Source organism: Acidobacteriota bacterium, from assembly GCA_016184105.1.
GTDB lineage: Bacteria > Acidobacteriota > Vicinamibacteria > Vicinamibacterales > 2-12-FULL-66-21 > JACPDI01.
Genome location: JACPDI010000009.1, coordinates 32,369 through 51,780, shown reverse-complemented (window position 1 = coordinate 51,780; position 19,412 = coordinate 32,369). Strand labels below are relative to the sequence as shown.

At 66.7% G+C, this 19,412-nt stretch carries 11 protein-coding genes; 1 reads left to right on the top strand and 10 read right to left on the bottom strand.

Going from position 1 to position 19,412, the window contains the following annotated elements:
• Nucleotides 1–364: 364 nt before the first annotated feature.
• From HYU53_02650 to HYU53_02610, 9 genes are all read right to left on the bottom strand, one after another.
• Nucleotides 365–1,876 carry a hypothetical protein gene (locus HYU53_02650; protein MBI2220088.1) on the bottom strand — a complete coding sequence of 504 codons (1,512 nt, stop codon included), beginning with the start codon at nt 1,874–1,876 and terminating at the stop codon, nt 365–367.
• A gap of 15 nt (nt 1,877–1,891) precedes the next feature.
• Nucleotides 1,892–2,209: a hypothetical protein gene (locus HYU53_02645; GenBank protein MBI2220087.1), complete on the bottom strand. Its 318-nt coding sequence runs from the start codon at nt 2,207–2,209 to the stop codon at nt 1,892–1,894.
• On the bottom strand, nt 2,209–3,762 hold the full coding sequence (locus HYU53_02640) for a DASS family sodium-coupled anion symporter (protein MBI2220086.1): 1,554 nt from the start codon (nt 3,760–3,762) through the stop codon (nt 2,209–2,211). Before HYU53_02640 ends, HYU53_02645 begins: the two co-directional genes overlap by 1 nt.
• Before the next feature lie 52 nt (nt 3,763–3,814).
• The gene (locus HYU53_02635; protein MBI2220085.1) at nt 3,815–5,284 is read right to left on the bottom strand and encodes a hypothetical protein; all 1,470 of its coding nucleotides are present in this window, start codon (nt 5,282–5,284) and stop codon (nt 3,815–3,817) included.
• Nucleotides 5,285–5,383: 99 nt separating this feature from the next.
• Nucleotides 5,384–6,856 carry a hypothetical protein gene (locus HYU53_02630; GenBank protein ID MBI2220084.1) on the bottom strand — a complete coding sequence of 491 codons (1,473 nt, stop codon included), beginning with the start codon at nt 6,854–6,856 and terminating at the stop codon, nt 5,384–5,386.
• A gap of 40 nt (nt 6,857–6,896) precedes the next feature.
• Nucleotides 6,897–8,423, bottom strand: coding sequence for a hypothetical protein (locus HYU53_02625; protein MBI2220083.1), 1,527 nt, complete (start codon nt 8,421–8,423; stop codon nt 6,897–6,899).
• A 16-nt stretch (nt 8,424–8,439) separates the two neighbouring features.
• Nucleotides 8,440–9,951: a hypothetical protein gene (locus HYU53_02620; protein ID MBI2220082.1), complete on the bottom strand. Its 1,512-nt coding sequence runs from the start codon at nt 9,949–9,951 to the stop codon at nt 8,440–8,442.
• The gene (locus HYU53_02615; protein MBI2220081.1) at nt 9,951–11,981 is read right to left on the bottom strand and encodes a CocE/NonD family hydrolase; all 2,031 of its coding nucleotides are present in this window, start codon (nt 11,979–11,981) and stop codon (nt 9,951–9,953) included. Before HYU53_02615 ends, HYU53_02620 begins: the two co-directional genes overlap by 1 nt.
• A gap of 103 nt (nt 11,982–12,084) precedes the next feature.
• Nucleotides 12,085–15,168, bottom strand: coding sequence for a TonB-dependent receptor (locus HYU53_02610; protein MBI2220080.1), 3,084 nt, complete (start codon nt 15,166–15,168; stop codon nt 12,085–12,087).
• 302 nt (nt 15,169–15,470) lie between these two features.
• Between HYU53_02610 and HYU53_02605 the strand changes: the two genes are divergently transcribed.
• Nucleotides 15,471–17,090 carry an amidohydrolase family protein gene (locus HYU53_02605; protein ID MBI2220079.1) on the top strand — a complete coding sequence of 540 codons (1,620 nt, stop codon included), beginning with the start codon at nt 15,471–15,473 and terminating at the stop codon, nt 17,088–17,090.
• Here the strand turns inward: HYU53_02605 and HYU53_02600 are convergent.
• On the bottom strand, nt 17,081–19,333 hold the full coding sequence (locus HYU53_02600) for a carbohydrate binding family 9 domain-containing protein (GenBank protein MBI2220078.1): 2,253 nt from the start codon (nt 19,331–19,333) through the stop codon (nt 17,081–17,083). The two genes, HYU53_02605 and HYU53_02600, sit on opposite strands and share 10 nt — an antisense overlap.
• Between the last annotated feature and the right edge of the window lie 79 nt (nt 19,334–19,412).

Here is a 19,412-nt window from a genome sequence, read left to right as displayed (position 1 = left end):
GCCGCAAGGTCGGGATGCTGCAGCGCCACGGCGGCGAGCGCGGCGAACCGGCCGGGATGCGCCGCGCAGAGCTGCGCGAGCTTTTCGTTCTGTGTCGTGATCAGCTTGCGCGCGAGATCGCGATCGGCGCGGTACCAGAACGGATTGATGCTGAGGATCTCGAGGTCGATCCCCTGCCTATCCATCGCTTCGAGCCGCCGTGGACCCATCAGCAGCGGGCTGTCCGGCGGCGTCGTCTCACCGAGCATCTCCCTGATACCGGGCACCACGCAGTGGGCGTGGAAGTCCACCGTCCTGGCGCGGCGCCCGCCGCCGCCTTCTCGACAATCGCCGACGGTCCACAGCCGCCTCCTCGTGCGCCGTCCTACCGCCGCGCGGCGGCGATGGCCTGCTCGCGCTGCCTCCTGGCTTCCTCGAGCGCCTTGCGCGATCCCTCCGGTCTCGGCCCGGTGTACTCGACGATGTAGAGGCCGTCGTTGTAGCCGCTGAGGTAGATCAGCCCGCGCTGATCGACGTGCACGTGGTTCAGCGACGACAACTCGGAGCCGTCCGGGTCTCCAGGCTTGCCACTCCAGGTGCGCGCGTCAATCCGGTACTTCGGGTCGGGCGGCAGGAAGTACCCGGCTTCGACCGGGTGCTTCGGGTCGGACAGATCGAAGATACGCAGCCCCCCGCGGAACCAGCTGACGTAGAACATGTAGTCGTCCATGAGGGACCCCGGCTGGTTCTCGTGAGCGTTGTGCGCGCCGAACCGCGCGGGTACGCTCAGATCGAAGCCCTGTGGGATCGGCAGCACCGAGAGAATCACCGGGTTCTTCGGATCCTTGATGTCCACGACCCACCCGGTACGCTGCGCTCGCGCGCGCGGCGGGCCGCCGGCCTCATGCATCATCGCCATGATGCCGCGCGTATCCATGGTCACGACGTTGTGGACGCCGAAGTAGTCGTCGATCATCGGCGGGCTCATGTCGAGGCGGCTGAGCAGCGTCGGCTTCGACTTGTCGCGGATGTCGAGAATGTTGACGCCGCCGGGCGGGTCGCTCAACACGCAGTAGAAGCCAAGGGTCGCGTCGCGATTGGTCATCGCGCCGTGCGCCCAGATGCCCTCGAAGCCGGGCTCGAGCTTCTCGCCTGCCGCCGTGTGCTGACCCGGGTAGTGCCAGCGCCCGACCTCTTTCGGGTTCCTCGGGTCCGAGGCATCGAGGATCATGAAGATCGTCCCGCTGTAGCCCTCCACGACCGCCGAGATGTACGCATGGTCGTCGACGAACCAGCTGTAGTGAACGCCGTGGTTCTTCTCCGTGATCGCACCGGGCCCGGTGCGATAGAACGACAGGAACCTGGGGTTCCTGGGATCGTTGACGTCATAAAAGACGACCCCGTGGTCCTTCAGCGGCTTCCGCAGCGGCTGGTCCAGCTCGTTGAGGATGCCGATCGGCATCATCAGGATGTTCTTGTGGTTGACGAGCACCTTCGTGTAGTGCCCCAGCGGATCGCGATTCTTGATAAACGACACGACTTCCGGTCTGGTGGGATCCGTGACATCGACGATGCTGACGCCCTGGCTCCAGTAATGGCCGTAGAAGGCGTAGTCGCGCCCGTTGATCACCTTCGTGGCGATCTGCTCACCGTCGGGGTGACCGTTCAGATCGGTCCAGCCGACGAGCCTGATGTTCTTCCCCTCCGGCTGCATCCGCCGGGGGCCGTCCCACTTGATGTTCGGCTTCTTCTGCGCGTGGGGAAACGCCTGCTGGCCGTAGATCTCCTCTTGGCTGACCGGCGACTGCTGGGTGGTCACCGGTTCGACCGTGAGCCAGATCGCGCAGCCGGTGACGGCTGCTGCCAGGACGCCCGTTCTCAGACTGCGGCTCCTCATCGCGGATATCTCCTGTCACTCAACTGAGGTCAGCGGCGAGTTCGCGCGGATGATGTCATCCTCGGTCATGAACACGATCACCGGGCGCCCCGACGTGCCGGCGCCCAGGAACACCGTCGCGGTACCGGCGGGGCCGCGCTCCACCATGAAGCCGTGTTCCTCGAAGAGCCTGGCGAGGCGCTCGGTCGACGCTCCGCGGCGCAGGGGCGCGTCTGTCTCCGGGAAGAGCACGGACGTGGCTCGAGGTACGAGCAGCGCGCCCACGAGCGCGCCGGTCAGGGCGGCAGCAAGGCGCCGGCGGCGCACACTCAGGCGGCGCGCTCGGCGAGGCATCACGAGAACCCCAGGAGCGGGCACAGCAACCGGAGCCCGCCAAACAGGATGACGGCCCCGATCGCGTCCACGATCAGACCGAATCGCATCATCTCGGTGATGCGGACCAGCCCCGTGCCATAGATGATCGCGTTCGGGGGCGTCGAAATCGGCAGCATGAAGGCCATGCTCGTCCCGAGCGCCACGCCCAGGACGGGCGGCACCGGGTTCAGGCCGCCCGCGGCGCAGATCGTCAGGATGACGGGCACGAGCATGTTCGCCGCCGCCGTGTTCGAAGTGACTTCCGTGAGCGCAATGGCCGCGACGATCCCAACGGCCGTGACCGCCCACAGGGATTCCGCACCCGTCAGAGACACGAGCCCGCTTCCGAGCACGGACGCGAGTCCCGTCTCGAACATCAGGCGGCCGAGCGAGAGGCCGCCGCCAAACAGGAGGATGGTCCCCCAGTCGATCCCGGACGCGGCTTTCCAGTCCAGGGTGAACTGCCGCCGCCGCCAGTTGATGGGCAGGAGGAAGAGGAGGGACGCTGCGGCGATGGCGACCACCCCTTCGTCAAGCCGCCCGGCAATGCTCCTGGCCAGCGGTGAGGTGACCCCCGCCGCCGCGATAATGCCCGGGGTCACCCAGAGCACGACGGCCGTGCCGAACGCAATGATGCAGTTGCGTTTGCCAGGCGTCCATTGGCGCGCGGTTGATTGCTCGCGCTGGATGTACGCGGCGGCTGATTGCGCCATCGTGGTGCGGTCCGCGAACATGATCGAGCTGAGCGCGTACATGGCCACGCCCATGGCGAGCGCGATCGGCACGCCGATCAGCATCCAGCTCACGAAGTCGATGCGGACACCGGCCAGCCGATCGAGCAGGCCGATCGCAATCAGGTTCGGCGGTGTGCCGATCGGCGTCATCATCCCGCCGATGGCGGCGCCGTACGCGATGGTCAGCAGGAATCCGACGGCAACCGGCGATCGCAGCGGAGACGAACGGTCCCGCCGGGTGGCCTCGAGGACGCCAATGGCGACCGGCACCATCATGGCCGCCGTGGCCGTGTTGCTCATCCATGCGGAGAGCGCCACGCACAGGCCCGCGACCGCGAACCGGGTCCGCCCGACATTGCCGCGGACGATGGGCAGCGCCAGCAGTCCGAACGCGAGGTGGCGATCGAGGGCATGCGCGGACATCGCCCGCCCGATCATGAAGCTGCCGATGAACAGGAAGATGATCGGGTTCGCGAACGGCGCGAAGGCGTCGGCCGCCGTCGAAATGCCGGCGAGCACCGTGAGCACGACCCCCACCAGCGCCGTGGCGGGCAGCGGGATCGGCTCGGTGACCCACCAGCAGACCACGAGCGCGACGACCGCCGCCAGGCGGTGCGCCTCGGAGGACAAACCGGCAATCGGCAGCAGCCAGACGAGGGCCAACGCGATGGGACCGGCGAACAAGCCGATGGTCCGGCGCCAGTGCTCGAATCGTGCTTCGGCCAGCGAGACCAGGCCGAGCGACGAGTCGTCCTGCACGTCAACCGGATCGTTCAGGATCGGAGCGGTCGAATCCATATGGTGTCTTGCGCCGGCGGCCGCACGCGGCCCGCCGGCGCTCCCTCATCGGTCAGTCCTGCGCCGCGGCGCCGAGGCGCTGGCGCTCGCGCCTGCCTTCCTGGAGCGCGGTCTGCGACCCCTGCGGCCGCGGGCCGGTGTACTCGAGGATGTACAGCCCGTCGTTGTACCCGCTCGCGTAGATGTACCCGCGCTTGTCGACGTACACATGATTGAGCGAGGACAGCTCGGATCCGTTCGGATCGCCGGGCTTGCCCTTCCACGTGCGCGCGTCGATGCGGGCCTTGGGATCAGGCGGCTCGAAGAACCCGGTCTCGGCGGGATGCCTCGGGTCGGACAGGTCGAAGACGCGGACGCCGCGGCTGAACCAGCTGATGTAGAGCATCCAGTCGTCGATCAATCCGTTCGGATGGTTCTCGTGGGCGTTGTGCGGGCCGAAGCGTGCCGGCCGGTCCATGTCGTGGTTCGGCGGAATCGGCAGGATGGACTGGATGATCGGCTTGGTTGGATCCGAGTAGTCGACCACCCAGCCGGTCTGCTGCGCTTTCGAGCGCGGCGCGCCGGTTCCCTCGTTCATGCAGACCAGCAGCTTGCGCGAATCCATCGTGACGACGTTATGCACGCCGAAATAGGTGGCCGGCATGGGCGGGCTCATGTCCAGGCGGCTCAGCGGCTTCGGATTCGCCTTGTCCCTGATGTCCAGGATGATCAGCCCGCCCGGCGGGTCCCCCAGCGTCGCCGAAAAGCCCAGCGTCTCGTCCCTGTTGGCCTGCGCGCCGTGCGTGGTCGGCACCTCGTCCTGCACGTAGGTCTCACCTCCGGCGACGTGCTGCCCCTTCGACCAGAAGCGCCCCGCTTCCTTCGGGTTCTTCGGATCGCTGACATCCACGATCATGTAGACGTGCCCGCGGTAGCCGCTCGCCGGCGCCGAGAGATACGCGTATTTCGACGCGAACCAGCTGAAATGCACGCCGTCGCGCAGGTTCTCGTCCCGATCGGCGGTCTTGAAGTACGAGAGCTGTTTCGGGTTGCGCGGGTCCGACACGTCGAAGAAGAGCACGCCGTGCCTGGGAAGCACCGGCCGCTCTCCGTCGATCTCATAGAGGCTTCTGATCGGCACCATCAGCACCGTGCCGGACACCTGCACCTTCGTGAACTTGCCGTAGGGATCCTGCACGGGGATGAACGCGACCGTCTGCGGCTTGGCGGGATCCGTCACGTCGACGATGCTGACGCCCTGGCTCCAGTAGTGCCCGTAGAAGATGTAGTCGCGGCCGTTGATCACCTGCCCGGTCACCTGCTCGCCGTCCGGGCGGCCGTTCATGTCCGTCCAGCCGACCAGCTTCATGTTTTTCGCGATCGGCGGCTTCTTCCCGCCGAAATTGAAGCCCTCGCCCGTCTTCGGCTGCTGCGACTGCTGCTGCGCCCCCAACTGCGCTCCGATCGCGAGCGCCCCGGCGACCACCGCCACCGCCAGCGCGGGGGCGAACCGGACGCGCGCGCGCTGATCCTTGTTCGGCATATCGGCTCCTCGTCTGTGTCCCACTCTCCGGCGTCAGTACACCTGGGCCGGCATCGCGGCACGTGCCGCCGGGGCACGTGCCACGATGAGCCCGTGCCGCTACCGTCGCTGCGCGGCCGCCGCGGCGGCGATCTGCCGCTCGCGGCTGCGCTTCGCTTCCTCGAGCGCCGTCACCGATCCCTGCGGCCGCGGACCGGTGTACTCGAGAATGTACAGGCCGTCGTTGTAGCCGCTCGTGTAGATCAGGCCGCGCTGATCCACGTACACGTGGTTCAGCGACGACAACTCCGATCCGTTCGGGTCCCCCGGCTTCCCGTTCCACGTGATGTCGTCGGTCCGGTACTTCGGATCCGGCGGGAGGAAGAAGCCGGCTTCGACCGGGTGCTTGGGATCCGACAGATCGAAGATCCGCAGGCCGCCGCGGAACCAGCTGATGTAGAACATGTAGTCGTCGATCAGGGAGCCGGGCTGGTTCTCGTGCGCGTTATGCGGCCCGAAGCGCGCAGGCACCGTGCGGTCAAAGCCCTGGGGAATCGGCAGGATCGAGAGGATCACCGGCTTGGCGGGATCCTTCATGTCCACCACCCACCCGGTCATCTGCGGCCGCAGGAGTGAGTTCCCGGCCCCCTCGTGCATCATGGCCATGATCTTCCGAGAGTCCATGGTCACGACGTTGTGGACGCCGAAATATCCGGGGGTCATCGGCGGGCTCAGGTCGATCCGGCTGAGGAGCTTCGGGTTCGCCTTGTCGCGGATGTCGAGAATGTTAACCCCTCCCGGGGGATCGCCGAGCACGCAGTAGAAGCCGACCGTCCCGTCGCGGTTCGTCATCGAGCCGTGCGCGTCCATCCGCTCGACGCTCGCCTCGAGCTTCTCGCCGGCCGCGGTGTGCTGGCCCGGGTAGTGCCAGCGCCCCACTTCCTTCGGGTTTCTCGGATCGCGGGCGTCGAGAATCAGGAAGATCCGGCCGCCGTACCCTTCGACGGGGGCCGACAGGTAGGCGTAATCGTCCACGAACCAGCTGTAGTGCACTCCCTTGTTGATGAGGGTGCCCGGCGCGGTCTTGTAGAAGGACAGGAACTTCGGGTTCTTCGGATCGTTGATGTCGTAGAAGCTGACGCCGTGCTCCTTGATCGGCTTCCGCTTGGCCTGGTCCAGCTCGGTCAGCGTGCCGATCGGCAGCATCATGATGTTCTTGTGGTTGACGAGCACCTTCGTGTAGTGCCCCATCGGATCCCGGTTCTTGATGAACGAGACGACTTCCGGCTTGGCCGGATCGGTCACGTCCACGATGCTGACGCCCTGGCTCCAGTAGTGGCCGTAGAAGATGTAGTCGCGGCCGTTGATGACTGCGCCGTCGATCTGCTCGCCCTGGGGCTGCATCCGGCGCGGGCCGTCCCACTTGATCGGCGGTTTCTTCTGTGCGTACGGGAACTCCTGCTGGCCGTACACCTCCTCGTGGCTCACCGGGGACTGCTGCTGCGAGGCCAGTCGTTCGGTGCCCAGCCACCCGGCGCAGGCGACGACCGCCGTCGCCGCCAGTACCCGGACGTTGCTGCGAAGCCGAGTCATGTTATCTCCTTCCTGTTCACACGTCGCCACCGCCGCGCGCTCACTGGCGCTGTGCCTGCGCGGAGGCAGCGATCTGCTGCTCGCGCTGGCGCCTTGCCGTCTCGAGTGCCGCCCGCGATCCCTGGGGGCGGGGGCCCGTGTACTCGAGGATGTACAGCCCGTCGTTGTACCCGCTCGTGTAGATCAACCCGCGCTGATCGACGTACACGTGGTTCAGCGACGACAGTTCCGAGCCGTCCGGATCGCCTTCTGTGCCGTTCCAGGTGGTGTCATCGATGCGGTACTTCGGATCGGGCGGCCTGAAGTACCCCGCCTCGACCGGGTGCTTCGGGTCCGAGAGATCGAAGATGCGCATCCCGGCGCGGAACCAGCTGACATACAGCATGTAGTCGTCGATGAGCGACCCCGGCTGGTTCTCGTGCGCGTTGTGGATGCCGAATCGAACGGGGTGGCGCCGGTCGACGTCCTGCGGCGTCTGCAGGACGGAGAGGATCACCGGATTCTTCGGGTCCTTCACGTCCACGATCCAGCCGGTCTTCTCCGGCTTCAACAGGTTGTTCCCGGATCCCTCGTCGAGCATCGCCAGCAGCCCGCGGCTGTCGAACGTCACCACGTTGTGAATCGCGAAGTAGTCGTCGATCATCGGCGGGCTGAGATCCAGCCGGCTCAGGAACGCCGGCTTGGCCTTGTCGCGGATGTCGAGGATCACCATGCCGCCCGGCGGATCGGGCCGCGCGCAGTAGAACCCGAGCGTGCCGTCGCGGTTCGCCTGGGCGCCGTGGAGGCTCGCGTGCTCGAACCCCGGCTCGAACTTCTCGCCGCCGGCCGTGTGCTGCCCCGGCATCCACCAGCGCCCCACCTCCTTCGGATTTCTCGGGTCGCGCACGTCGAGAATCAGGAAGATCCGGCCCGAGTACCCCTCGGCCGGCGTCGACAGGTACGCGTAGTCGTCCACGAACCAGCAGGAGTGCACCCCCTTGTTGATGATGCTGCCGGGGGCCGTCCGGTAGAACGACAGGAACTTCGGATTCTTGGGGTCGTTGACGTCGTAGAAGCTGACCCCGTGCTCCTTGATCGGCTTCTGCTTGGCGTCATCGAGCTCGGTCAGCGTGCCGAGCGGCAACATCATGATGTTCTTGTGGTTGACGAGCACCTTCGTGTAGTGCCCCATCGGGTCGCGGTTCTTGATGAACGAGACCACCTCGGGCTTCTTCGGATCGGTCACGTCCACGATGCTGACGCCCTGGCTCCAGTAATGCCCGTAGAAGATGTAATCGCGCCCGTTGATGACGGCGCCATCGATCTGCTCGCCGTCCGCGCGGCCGTTCAGATCGCTCCACCCGACCAGACGGACGTTCTGCGCCTGCGGCTGGAGCCGCCGCGGGCCGTCCCATTTGATCGGCGGCTTGTGCTGGGCGTACGGGAATCCCTCCTGCCCATAGATCTCCTGGTGGCTCACCGGGCTGGACTGCTGCGAGGCCAGCTGCGCGCCGCCGAGCCAGACGGTGCCGGCCGCGACGGCCCCGATCGCCGGAACGATCCACGGGTTGCTGTGCGAACGCGCCATGTGCCCTCCTCGTCGGTCAGTCCTGCCGGCCATCCGCTGCGAGGCCGACCTGCCCGCCTCGCGCGCGCTTCGCCTCCTCGAGCGCGGTCCGCGAGCCCTGCGGCCGCGGCCCCGTGTACTCGAGGATGTACAGCCCGTCGTTGTACCCGCTCGCGTAGATGTAGCCGCGCTTGTCCACGTACACGTGGTTCATCGACGACAGCTCGGAGCCGTTGGGGTCCCCCGGCTTGCCGTTCCACGTGCGCGCGTCGACCCGCCGCTTGGGATCGGCGGGCCTGAAGTGGCCGGCCTCGAACGGGTGCTTCGGATCGGACAGGTCGAACACGCGGACGCCGCCGTTGAACCAGCTCATATAGGCCATGTAGTCGTCGACGAGGCCGTTGGGATGGTTCTCGTGCGCGTTGTGCGGACCGAAGCGGGCCGGCTTGCTGTAGTCGTGCCCCTCCGGGATCGGCAGAACGGAGAGAATCACCGGATTGCGCGGGTCCGAGTAGTCGACGACCCAGCCGGTCATCTGCGTCTGCGATCTCGGCGCGGCGGTCGCCTCGTGCATCATCACGAGGATCTTGCGCGAGTCCATCGTGACGACGTTGTGGACGCCGAAGTACCCGTCGACCATCGGCGGGCTCAGATCGAGGCGGCTGAGGACGGTGGGCTTCGACTTGTCCTTGATGTCGAGGATCACGAGGCCGCCGGGAGGATCGCTCAGCGTGCCGGCGAATCCCAGCGTCTCATCGCGGTTCGCCTGCGCGCCGTGCACCCAGTAATCCTCGAACCCCGGCTGCGGCTTCTCGCCGCCCGCCGTGTGCTGGCCCGGATACCACCAGCGCCCGGCCTCCTTCGGGTTCTTCGGATCGCTCACGTCCACAATCACGTAGATCAGCCGGTTGTAGCCGTTCACCGGCGCCGAGAGGTACGCGTACTTCGACGCGAACCAGCTGTAGTGCACGCCGTCCGGCAGCTTCTCGTCGCGCGTGGCCGTCTGGAAGAACGAAAGCTCCTTCGGCTTCTTCGGATCGGACACGTCGTAGAAGGTGACGCCGTGCCGCGGCAGCACGGGGCCCTTGTGGTCAAGCTCGTACAACGTGCGCGAGGGCACCATCAGGACGTTGCCCGACACCTGCACCTTCGTCGTCTTGCCGTACGGCACCTGCACGGGAATGAACGCGACGGTCTCCGGCCTGCCGGGATCGGTCACGTCCACGATCGAGACCCCCTGGCTCCAGTAGTGGCCGTAGAAGATGTAGTCGCGCCCGTTGATCACCTGCCCGGTGACCTGCTCGCCGTCCGGCCGGCCGTTCATGTCGGTCCAGCCGACCAGGCGCATGTTCTTCGACTCGGGCTGCATGCGCCGCGGCCCGTCCCATTTGATCGGCGGCTTGTAGCCGCCGAACTGGAAGCCCTCCTCGTTTTTCCTCGGATGGGTGCCCTGGCCGGCCTGCTGCGCCTCGGCGATGACGATGAGGCCCGTCATCACCGCCGCCGCCACGAGCGCGCCCCCTGCTGCGGTCTTCCACCGGCGTGACATCAACGGTCCTCCTTGTGACGAGACGAACGGTCTGCCGCCGGCGCCGGCGCCGACGAGGTGGTTGCCGGCGACTGCAGCACCGGCAGGATGATGTGCGACGGGTGGTCCCGATCGTGATACACGATGTTGTTCGCGACGATCCGGCGCGTGTCGTATCCGATGGGGCCCCCGGTGTTCGGGTTGACGTCGTACTTCGGGAAGTTGCTGCTCGACACATCCAGGCGGATGCGGTGCCCTTTCTTGAACAGGTTGGCGGTGGCCCACATGTCGATCGTGAACTCGTACACGCGTCCGGGCTCCATCAACTCCGCCTTCTCGAGCGAGTTCCGGTAGCGCGCGCGGACGATCGAGTCCTGCAGGATCATCGCGTAGCCGTGCGGATACTCCACGCTCGGCGGGTACTCATCGACCAGCTTCACCGTGAAATCGGTGTCCACGGCGGAGGAGGCGGCCCACAACTTGACCGTCAGCGGACCGGCGATGCTGATGTCACGGTCCAGGACGGGCGTCTGGAAGACCAGCACGTCGGCGCGCGAGGACAGCGGCAGGTCGTTGGTGCACGGCCAGATCGCCGTGGAGCACCGCTGGTCGCGCGGGCCCCAGACTGACGGCGTCGAGTAGTTCCCCCCGAGCTGCGGAACCGGGTTGGCCGGGTCGAACGTGAAGCCGCTCGGCCCCGCGCCGGCCGCCGGAGGCTCGGTCGACAGGCCGCCGCCGGCATGCAGGTAGTAGCTGGTCGGCTTGGCCTGCGGCACGGGCCAGCGGTCGAACGAATGCCAGCGGCCGCCGTGGTTCAACCGGCCCGCCGGCGTCCGCTGCGATCCCTCGGCCCCGCCCATCACGAAGAGCTTCACGCGCGGCTCATCGAAGACGCCCGTCCTGCGCCCCATCAGCGTTTCGTCGAACCAGCGCAGGCGGATGCGGTCCCAGTTGTAGGCGCCGTCCGGCCCCATGTCGACGTCGTTCTGCACGCGCTGGGCGCCGCGCCCGGGCCCGTGCGCGGAGCCGGCGACGGTCAGGAGCTTCGGCGTCTTGTGGATCGCGGACAGCCCGAGATAATTGCGGATCGTGCCCTTGATGAAGAAGTCGTACCAGCTTCCGAGGAAGTACACCGGGACGTCCGGGTACCGATCGTAGAACCCCTCGAAGTTGTAGCCGTTCTGCTTCCAGTAGTCGTCGTAGTCGGGATGATCGATCCAGGCCTTGTACCACTGCTTCGCCAGCGGCACGTCTTCAAGCAGCTGCAGGTGCTTGAAGAGCGGCTGGCGCATCCATTCGAGCTGGTGCGCCTCCGCGTCCTCGAGGCGCGCCATGACCGCCGGGTTCTCGCGGGCGATCCGATCGCGTTGCGCGTGGCCGATCGTGTAGATCAGGTTGTGCGAGAGCGCGAACGCGCCGTTGTCGCCCGCCCCGTCGTTGCGGTAGTTCGCGGTGCCGTGGCCGATGAACATCGACGTCAGGTGCGGCGGGGTCTCGCGCGCGAGCGAGTTCTGGGTCGCCGCGTCGTACGAGTAGCCTGAGGTCCCGACCTTGCCGTCCGACCACGGCTGCTTCGCGATCCACTCGACCGTGTCGTAGCCGTCGCGTCCCTCGTTCGTGTAGATCGAGAACTCCCCTTCCGATTTCCCGTGGCCGCGTGAATCCTGGAACACGAACACGTAGCCGCGCTCGGCGAAGTACTTCGGGTTGTTCACCGCGGAGGCCCGCGGCACCTTGTCGTACGGCGTGCGGTCGAGAATCGCCGGGAACCTGCCGGCGGCGATCTGGCCGTTCTTCGCGGGGAAGTACAGGTCGGTGGCGAGCCGCGCGCCGTCCCGCATCGGCACCATCACGTTCTCGACGACCACGACGCCGTACTCGGCGGGACGCCGGTAATCCGAGAACACGGCGGGGTTGCGCCGCTCCTCTTCTCCGCGCGCCGCGACCGGCGACGACGCCGGCGGGACGAACGCGAGTGCGAGGATGAGTGCGGGAGGGAAGTACAGAAGGGCGCGGCGATGACCCGCGCGAGCAGAAGACGGCGTGGACATGAAGCCTCCGCGGCTGTTTCTCAAGTCGTGCGGTGTCGGCGACGAGCGGCCGCGCGTCCGCGGGGCGTGGAGGGTCGCCCCGCGGACGCGCTCGTGCGATGGACTAGAAGCGCAGACGAATCGCGAGCTGGCCCTGGAACGGGTCGGCCACGCCGTTCCTCCGCTGCGCCGCGCTCAGGCCGATGTCGCCCGGAACGCGGTCGAAGTCGCGCTGGTTCAGGTCGGCGCTCGCCGCGAACCCGGCGAAGTCCGGCCGTGGGTTGTAGCGCCCGCCCCCCGCGGAGACATACAGCGTATCGATGTAGTTGCTGTAGTGCTTCGCGTTCAGCAGGTTGAAGATCTCGAAGATCACTTCCGCCTTCATGCGGCCGCCCAGCGGAATGAACCGGGCGACGCGCATGTCGACGTTCCTGTAGCCGTCGGTCCACAGCGCGTTGCGCGGGACGCCTATCGGGCGGTCCGTCGTCACGGTGTCGTTGTTGAAGTCGAAGCCGGCCTGGACCTGGAACGGGTGCCCCCCTTCGATGTTCACGATCGTGGAGAGCTGCCAGTCACGCGCGAAGGCCCCCCAGGTCTTTGGCGTCTCGTAGACGGCCGAGCCCCTGAAGCTGTGGGTCGTGCTCAGGACCGACTTGGACCACTCGCCGTTGGGATAGTCCGTCTCCGATGGCGTGTTGCGCGACGTGATCGCCGTGGCGTCGTCCCACGTATCGTTGTAGCTGTACATCAGCCGGACGTTCAGGCCGGAGAAGCGCCCCGTCAACGACGCGGACAGCCCCTTGTAGCTCATGCGGCCGTTCATCTCGTACTGGATCAGGTTCTCGCGCGTCGTATCCGGCCGCGTGCCGCCGCGATAGTCCACGTCGAACGGCGTGGTGACGTTCGACGGGAGCCGCGAGCCGGCCGGGTAGAAGACCGCCGCCTGCGGGTTGACGTGCATCGCCCGGATGTTGTTCCGCCCGCGCGACCAGAGGCCGGTGACCTGCGCGGCGATGTTGCCGGTCAGCTGCCGCTCGAGGCCCACCGACAGCTGGGTGGACTGCGGCGTCTTCAGATCGGTGTTGTGCGCGATGTTCGAGTACAGCTTGCCCGAAGGCGGCGTCGCGAGGCGAAGCTCGCCGTTGTTGTAGATCGCGCTCTTGGGATCGCGCAGCTGCGCCCACAGCGCCGCCGCGTCCACCGACGTGAAATCGTACCGCCGGTAGCGGTCGGAGCTCCAGGACATGCCCTGCGTCATCTCGCCGTAGTAGGTGCTGCCGTAGTACATCCCGCCGCCGGCGCGGAGGACCGTCTTGTCATTGATGGCCCACGAGAGCCCCACGCGCGGCGCGACGTTGTTCGTGTCGTTCTTGAACCCGCCCATCAGCGAGGACCCGTTGCTCGACACGTCGTACTTGCCGGTCTGCGGGTCGATGACCGCCTCCCGCAGATCGAAGTTCGTCACGTCGGCCGGGAACTTGTGGTACTCGTACCGGATCCCGTAGTTGATCGTCAGGCTGTTGCTCGGCTGCCACTCGTCCTGGACGAAACCGCTCATGACCTTCGGCGTGATATAGGCGGCGGCGGGTCCGAACCCCTGGATGAAGGAGTTCGGCCGCCCCGCGACGAACGCGTTCAGATCGCTGAAACGCCATTCACCGAGCGTGTAGAACATGTAGTTCTGGAAGAACTGCACGGTCATCAGCTGGCCGCCGAACTTCATCTGGTGGTTGTCGCGGTACACGGTCACCGTGTCCTGGAGTTCCCACTTCGTCTCCCAGGTGTGCTTGTTCAAGCTGCCCGAGCTGCCGCCGCCGAAGGTCCCGCCGGTCCCGCCGCTGATGAGGAGCCCGGCGTCCCAGTTCGTGATGTTCTCGAGGCCGCCGCGGTGCGGCCAGCTCACCTCGTTGTTGTCGTCGTTGTACTGGAACCGCAGCGTGTTCAGCGTCTTCTCCGAGAGGAACGACGTCAGCGACGCGCTCGCGAGGTTGAAGCGGTTCTTGCTCTCCGACGACACGTCGATCGACGTCTGGCCGTTCGCGGTTCCCGCCGGCGAGAAGTTGTCGGCGAACGAGTACCGCACGGACGCGTTGTGCTTGCGCGACAGCGTGTAGTCGACCTTGATCGACCCCTTCGTCGACTTCGGCTTGAACTGCGTCACCCGGTTCGATTCGTCGTCGGCGATGTTCGGCAGCGCGATGCGCCGCACGGTGTCGATCGTCGTCTGGCGGATCGTCCGGATGCGCGGCTCGTTGTTGCTGGTGCGGTCGAACACGGCGTAGAAGAACGCCTTGTCCTTCCTGATCGGCCCGCCGATCGCGATCCCCGTGATCAGGCGCTGGAACTCGTCCGCCTCGTCCTCGGGAACAGCGGTCCTGACGCCGTCGGTCCCCGTCTCGCAGCAGTTGAACGCGGGCTTGTCGAACGCGTTGTGCCGCAGGAACATGAACCCGTAACCGGACAGCTGGTTCGTGCCCGATTTGGTGACGGCGTTGATCGTGCCGCCCGCCGCGCCGCCGTACTCGGCCGGCGCGCTCTGCGTCACGACCTGGAATTCCTGCACCGCCTCCTGGCTGAAGTTCCCGATCTCTTCACCGGTGTCCATGGTCTTGTTGACCAGGCCGTCGATGTTGATGCCGTTCTGGTCCCCGCGGTTGCCGGAGGCCGAGAAGCCGGCGTCGCCGCCCCACCCCGCTCCGCTCGTCCGGCCGCGGACGACGCCGGGGCTCAACAGAGCGAACTCGAGGAAGTCACGGCTGTTGGTGGGCAGCGCGCGGACCTCGCTCTCGGCGATCGTCGACGCCTGCTCCGTCCGCGAGGTGTCCACGAGCGGCGCTTCTCCGGTGATCGTCACGCTCTCCTGGATGCTGCCGACCGCGAGCGGAATGGTCAGCCGGTTCTCGGATCCGACGGAGACCACCACGCTTCTCTTGAACGTCGAGAAACCGGTCAGCGTCGCGGTGACCACGTACGAGCCTGGGGGCAGGGCGGGCAGTCGGAAGTTTCCTTCGGCATCCGCGACGGCTTCGCGCGTGAAGCCCGTGGCTTCATTCGTCGCGACGACAGTCACGCCCGGCAGGATCGCTCCCGTGCCGTCCTGTACCTGTCCTGCGATTGATCCTTCTGCGCGCCCCTGCGCCGACGCCAGCCCGCTCATCAGGGCGAGCGCGGCGAGCAGGGCGATCAGCATCCGCGGTCTCATCTCCATCACAATCCCCTCCCCATTGCGCATGAACACGACTGCCGACACCCGCCTCCACAAACGGCGAGCGGAGTGTGCCCCAATCCGGAGGGTCAGGCAAGGCACAAACCGCGCGGAGACATCTAATTACATGGCGGTGACAAACAGAGATCCGGAGAGGCCGACGCGTACGCAGCCCCGCTGCGCGTCGTGCGCGAGCGGCGTTCCCGAATTTGCTGTCATCGACGCCCGGCGCCGTTGACAGCCCGCCATCCCGCTTCTAGACTTGGCCGACTTTCGCCACCGCGCCTCTGTCTTGAGAGGGAACCATGTCATACAACCGCGTTGCGATGATCGATAGACGCCGCGCCCTGCTGTTCGCTGCGCTCACGCTGGTCTTTCTGAGCGGAGTGCCCGCGCAATCCGACGGACAGACGCTGCAACAGGGTCCGTTCAAACGACTGGCGATCCGCGGCGCGATGATCGTCGACGGCACCGGCGGTCCTCCCTATGGTCCGGCGGACGTCGTCGTGGAAGGCGATCGCATCACGCAGATCAGGATCGCGGGACATCCCCTGGGCAGGATCGACGAAGCGGGCCGCCCGGCGCGAGGCGATCACGAGATCGACGCGCGCGGCATGTATCTGCTCCCGGGTCTGATCGACTCGCACGTCCACATTCCCGGACCGGCCTCGAAGCGGACCGGCCTCGGCCCCGAGTACTACTACTACCTGAACCTCGCTCACGGGATTACGGCGGTCGTGGACGTCGTGAGCAGCGACGGGCTGAAATGGACCGTCGATCTCAGTGGCAAGGTACGCAACAACGAAGTCATCGCTCCGCGGGTGTTTCCCTACGCGCGGCTGTCAACGGACGGCTACCCGGTAGGTTTCGATTTCGCGGGTCCGATCACGACGCCGGAGCGAGGCCGCGAGTGGGTCCGGGCGGTCACGAAGGCCGGCGCCGTGGGGCTGAAGCTGAGAGGCAATCCACCGAAGGTGACGGCGGCGATCCTCGAGGAGGCGCGCCAGCTCGGGCTGAAGACCACCATGCACCTCGAGCAGCGGGGCGCCGGGCGCCTCAACATCGTGGAGGCTGCGCGCATGGGCCTGGGGCGCCAGGACCACTGGTACGGGCTGGCGGAATCGATGCTCGCCGAACGGAGCATCCCCCATTGGGAGCCGGACTACGTGTACAACAACGAGCAGGACCGCTGGCGTGATGCGGGCCGCACGTGGCAGCAGGCCGTCGAGCCGGGTTCACCGGAATGGAACAAGGTGATGGATGAACTCCTCGGGCTGGACTTCACGCTCGCCCCCACACAGTTCTTTTACGACTACTTGCGGGACACCGCGGCGCGGCGGCGGGCGGACTGGCACGATGAGTTCTCCTCTCCCGGCCTCCTGGCGGGCTGGGAGCTGCAGATCGGCAACCATCCCGGGATCCTCGACTGGAAGACGGAGGACGAGGCGAACTGGTATCACTTCTTCTACAAGTGGCAACGGTTCCTGAAGGAATACAACCGCCGTGGCGGCCGGATTGTCGCGGGGTCCGACTCGGGAAGCGGCTACGGCCTCTACGGCTTCGGCCTGATCCGGGAACTGGAGCTGCTCCAGCAGGCGGGGCTGAACACCACGGAGGTCATTCGCTCGGCCACGCTCTATGGCGCCGAGTTCCTCGGCGTCGACAACGACCTCGGCAGCGTGGAGGTTGGCAAGATCGCGGACCTGTTCCTGGTCGATCAGAACCCGCTCGTCAACCTGAAGGTCCTCTATGGGACGGGGCACCTCCGCTACAGCGCGGAGAAGGGGCGGACCGAGCGCGTGGGCGGCGTCAAGTACACGATCCGGGGTGGCGTGGTATTCGACGCGGTGCAGATGCGCGAGCAGATCAAGCGGATGGTCCGGGACGTCAAGCGCGGCCCGGCGTCGAAAACGGCTCAGAACTGAAGGAAGCGCGACAGCTTCACGGCGATGGCGCGGTTCTGCAAGTCCGGATAGCCCCTGGCTGCGGTGTCGCGTCCATCGGCGTAGACGAGGAACAGGTCGCTGCCCGGCTGGTACTCCCAGCGGAGCCGCGCATTCATTTCCAGCGAGCGGAGCGCCGAGTTGTACTGGACGAGGGCGCTGACGAACATCCTTGGCGTCAGCGCGAACGTGGGACGTGCGCCGAGCAACGTGACGCGATAGGCGCGCTCGGGCACGTCGATCCAGTTGACGGCTGCGCGCGGCTCCACCGCGAACCTCCGTGTGATCCGCGCGCGCCCTGTATACCCGAACTCGGTGCGCTCCCCCGCGAAGAAGCCGCCGCTCCTCAGCGTGAACGTGCCGTTGACTCGCCGCTGCGGCCCGAGCTGGTACGTCGCTTCGACCTCCTGGAACCTGTACTCGCCTCGTGGAACCACGGCGCCGCCGGCCACGCGAAACGCGCGTGGCAGGACCTCGTGGCTGTGGATGTAACTCACGCTGAACCAGTCGCTGTTGTGGAGGTCCGTGCGAAACGTGCCCACTTCCTGCTGGGTCTCGAGCGCGCCGTCCGCGCCGGTGTACCGGCTGATGCTCGCCTCCCAGGCCAGCTTTCGGACGCCGGGGAGCGAGCGCGGGCGTGGGCTGAACCTGGCGAGCGCGTAGCTCCGGCGGAAGTTTTCCCGGCGCATGAATCCGATCTCGGGGTTGAACGCCGGGCCAACCTTGAGGTGCTCCACCTCGAGGCCGTAGCGATCGGCGGCATAGCGTGCCTGCGCCCTGTGGCTGGAGGCGTCACCGGAGAGGCCGGTCGTCTCCGAGGTCGCGTAGTACCCGTTGATCTGGAGATTCTCGAAGAACACGAGGTTGGCGTCCGCGCCGTACACCTGATTCGAGCCCCGACCGGCGATCGTGGGGCTGCGGCGTGTCGCGATCAGTCCCACGCTGCTGCGCCGCAGCACGTCGTGCTTGATCCGGACGACCGAGAAGTTGGTCGCCGCGGCGCCCGCCTCCGGCGCCTCCTCCGTCTGGATGTTCAGCACGCCGATCGACGTCGGCCCGACGCGCCCCATCAGCCGTGCGCCGGCCTGGATGGCAATCGGCTGCCCTTCGCTCAGCCCGATCCGCCGGCTGAAGAAGAGCGTCGGCGTGTCATCGACCGCCGTCGCCCGCCTGGCGCCCGAGCCCGCGAAATCGAAGACCCCCTGCCCCTCGAGGAAGAAGTCCCGTTTCTCGGGAAAGAACAGGCTGAACCGCGTGAGGTTCACCTGCTGTTCGTCGATCTCGACCTGCGCGAAGTCGGTGTTGTACGTGAAGTCCAGCGTGAGGCTGCTCGTGACCGCGTACCGCGCATCGAAACCGATCGCCGCGTCGAGATCGTCGCGCCGCGCCACCGTGTTGGTCGTGGCGTTCGCGATCGCGTACGGTTCCACCTGGAGGTTGAACGTGCCGTCGGGCGGCTCGATGCCCTCCAGCGCCGCCGCAAAGGCGAGGTTGGAGAATCCCTGTGCGCCGTAGGTCGGCGGCACGCCCGACAGCAGCGTCTGCTCGTTCTTCGACCGCACGACGCGCATGACGTTGAAGCCCCAGCGTTGCGGGGAGGTTGCCGGGTAGCGCAGTGACTTGAACGGAATCGCCATCTCGGTCGTCCAGCCGTGTTCGGTCCGCTGGCTCCTCACATCCCAGACGGTGTTCCAGTCGTAGTTCACGCTGCTCTCGTTGATGACGAGCGCGTCGCGCACGCCGCCCAGCGGATTGGTCTGGAAGAAGAAGGCGCTCCGGCGATCGTGGAACGTGTCGAGCACGACAATGACGTTGTCGTTGAGCCAGATGTTGGTGTTGTCCCGGCGCATCTCGTCCGCCACCATCCGATCGGGCTGGCTGTCCCAGCAGCGAAGCGCCACGTAGACATGCGTCGCGTCAAAGAACACCCACGCCTCGGTCTGCTCGGTCGCCGGCTCGCCGCCGCGGGGATACTGCTGGACGAAGTCTGTCGTGGAGGGGACCTCCCCATAGACGGTCTCGTCCAGGCGGCCGTCGAGGGCGAGCGGCGCGGCCAGCCGCACGGCGCGCATCGTGATCGACGCTTCCGCAGCCGGCGCGGCGGAGACAAGGCCGGGCAGGGAAAGCAGCAACGCGACGCGGGCGCTCGCCAGCGCGATCGCAGACGAGGCCGGCAGAGCGCCATGCTGCCTGCGGCGCGGCGAGCACAGGGACGAGTTCCGCAAGGTGGCGCATGCTAGTCGCGGGATCGAGCGTTGTCAAAGCAATTTACGGAGACGTTTCCTAGACAACTCTTTACAATTC

What these genes read in the sequence shown, in the direction of transcription:
- HYU53_02625 (MBI2220083.1), bottom strand. Translation starts at nt 8,423, where the DNA reads ATGGCGCGTTCGCACAGCAACCCGTGGATCGTTCCGGCGATCGGGGCC.
- HYU53_02640 (MBI2220086.1), bottom strand. Translation starts at nt 3,762, where the DNA reads ATGGATTCGACCGCTCCGATCCTGAACGATCCGGTTGACGTGCAGGAC.
- HYU53_02645 (MBI2220087.1), bottom strand. Translation starts at nt 2,209, where the DNA reads ATGCCTCGCCGAGCGCGCCGCCTGAGTGTGCGCCGCCGGCGCCTTGCT.
- HYU53_02620 (MBI2220082.1), bottom strand. Translation starts at nt 9,951, where the DNA reads ATGTCACGCCGGTGGAAGACCGCAGCAGGGGGCGCGCTCGTGGCGGCG.
- HYU53_02635 (MBI2220085.1), bottom strand. Translation starts at nt 5,284, where the DNA reads ATGCCGAACAAGGATCAGCGCGCGCGCGTCCGGTTCGCCCCCGCGCTG.
- HYU53_02630 (MBI2220084.1), bottom strand. Translation starts at nt 6,856, where the DNA reads ATGACTCGGCTTCGCAGCAACGTCCGGGTACTGGCGGCGACGGCGGTC.
- HYU53_02615 (MBI2220081.1), bottom strand. Translation starts at nt 11,981, where the DNA reads ATGTCCACGCCGTCTTCTGCTCGCGCGGGTCATCGCCGCGCCCTTCTG.
- HYU53_02650 (MBI2220088.1), bottom strand. Translation starts at nt 1,876, where the DNA reads ATGAGGAGCCGCAGTCTGAGAACGGGCGTCCTGGCAGCAGCCGTCACC.
- HYU53_02610 (MBI2220080.1), bottom strand. Translation starts at nt 15,168, where the DNA reads ATGGAGATGAGACCGCGGATGCTGATCGCCCTGCTCGCCGCGCTCGCC.
- HYU53_02605 (MBI2220079.1), top strand. Translation starts at nt 15,471, where the DNA reads ATGTCATACAACCGCGTTGCGATGATCGATAGACGCCGCGCCCTGCTG.